At 66.3% G+C, this 1,536-nt stretch carries 1 pseudogene; it reads right to left on the bottom strand.

From position 1 onward, the window contains the following. Positions 1–618: 618 nt before the first annotated feature. Positions 619–862, bottom strand: a pseudogene (locus AC0699_RS39700) (integrase core domain-containing protein); the annotation flags it as partial. Positions 863–1,536 lie beyond the last annotated feature (674 nt).

The following is a 1,536-nucleotide window of genomic DNA, read 5'->3' on the forward strand; positions in this document are numbered from 1 at the left end:
CCACCCCATAGGGGTGTCTGGACGGAGGAGCCCACCCAGCAGCCAGCCGGGCGCTACCTCCAAGCCCGGTCCTTCAGGACCGGGTCAAGTTGACGTCCGGGGTGTACGGCGGGCGGCGAGCAGGTCACGCATCGCGCGTTCTTGTGCTGCGTGGCGTTGTCCCAGACGAGGACGATCTTTCGCCGAGCTGCCGGTGCGCGGCGTCCAAGAGCGTGGCGAGGTCGCCCTCGCGAAAGTCCTTTCTTCTCGGCCTTGCGGCCGGTGTGGACCATGATTCGGTAGATGAGCCGGGTGCGCTCTCCGGGCCTGCAACAGGTCAGGCCAGCGAGCGAGACGCGTCCGGAGCCCTTGCCGGTGATCTTGATCAACGGGGTGTGGCCGCGGCAGGACCAGGTACGGGCGTTGGGCGGCCTCAGGCTCTGCCCCGACTCGTCCTCGAAGCATAACCAGGCGTCCTGGTCCCGCACCGTTTTTCCACGGCCGGCCAGACCTCCCTGCACGCTCCAGCCCACCTGGTGCGCGGTCCCAGGTGCGGTCGGCGTGGCCGTCGGCGAGGTCAGCCAGGACGCGGCTGGTCCGGCGAAGCGGACGTTCGCGCCCTGCCGGATGCCAAGGTGGCGTAGCTGACTGCTGTTCGTAGGCGATCGGCGCCTGGTGTCCGTTCGCCGAGTGCCGTCGGTGGGTGTTGTAGCGGGTGGTCCAGCGGAAGACCGCCAGGCGGCAGGCGTGGACGCTGTCAAAGCAGTGGGTTCCCTGGAGCGTCTCGCGTTTGACGGCCGCGTTGAAAGACTCGGGCCAGAGCGTTGTCCGCACTCGTGCCCACCGCGCCCATGGACTGTCGGATGCCCAGCGCGGCGCACAGCCCCACCTCGCGTTGCGTTCTGCGCAACAGCGGCTTGCCACCTGTACGAGGTGCTCAATACGGTCATCTCGCCATTCCCGCGCCGTGGGTCAGCCGGCACACGACAGGAGCAGATGTGGAAAAACGTGCAGATCCCTACGTGCAGGGAATCCAGCCATCGTTGGCCGACGACACGGGACTCCTGGTGGGAAAAGAGGTGGGGGCCCAAGAACGCGCCCGGGCGCTCATCGCAGTGACGCGAGGGCGAGATGTCACCGCCGCTGACATACGACTCATCTGCGATGCTCTCGGACTGGACCTGAACGACTTCCATAACGCTAAAGAGATCTTGAAGTCCAGGACTGTCCGGCCAAGCACGAGGTTATCGATCCGCAGATTTGGAGTGTTCTCGATGACGCGAGGACGCCAGGAGACGGCTTGTTCTCGTATGCCTGCTCGTGCTGCTGGATGACGAAGCCTGCTGACAGTCTCGCCGGTGAAACACCCCGTCGACTTGCCGATTCCGGGGACCATCATGGCCATTGACGACCCCGTACGGGGAACCGAAAGTCCCGACGCACCACCCGCGGCCGAGTCCCGCTCCACATGGAGCGCGCTGCGCCCGCTCGTGCTGCGCATCCACTTCTACGCGGGTGTGCTCATCGCCCCGCTGCTCCTTCTCGCCGCCGCCACCG

The organism is Streptomyces sp. NPDC043870, assembly GCF_056435785.1.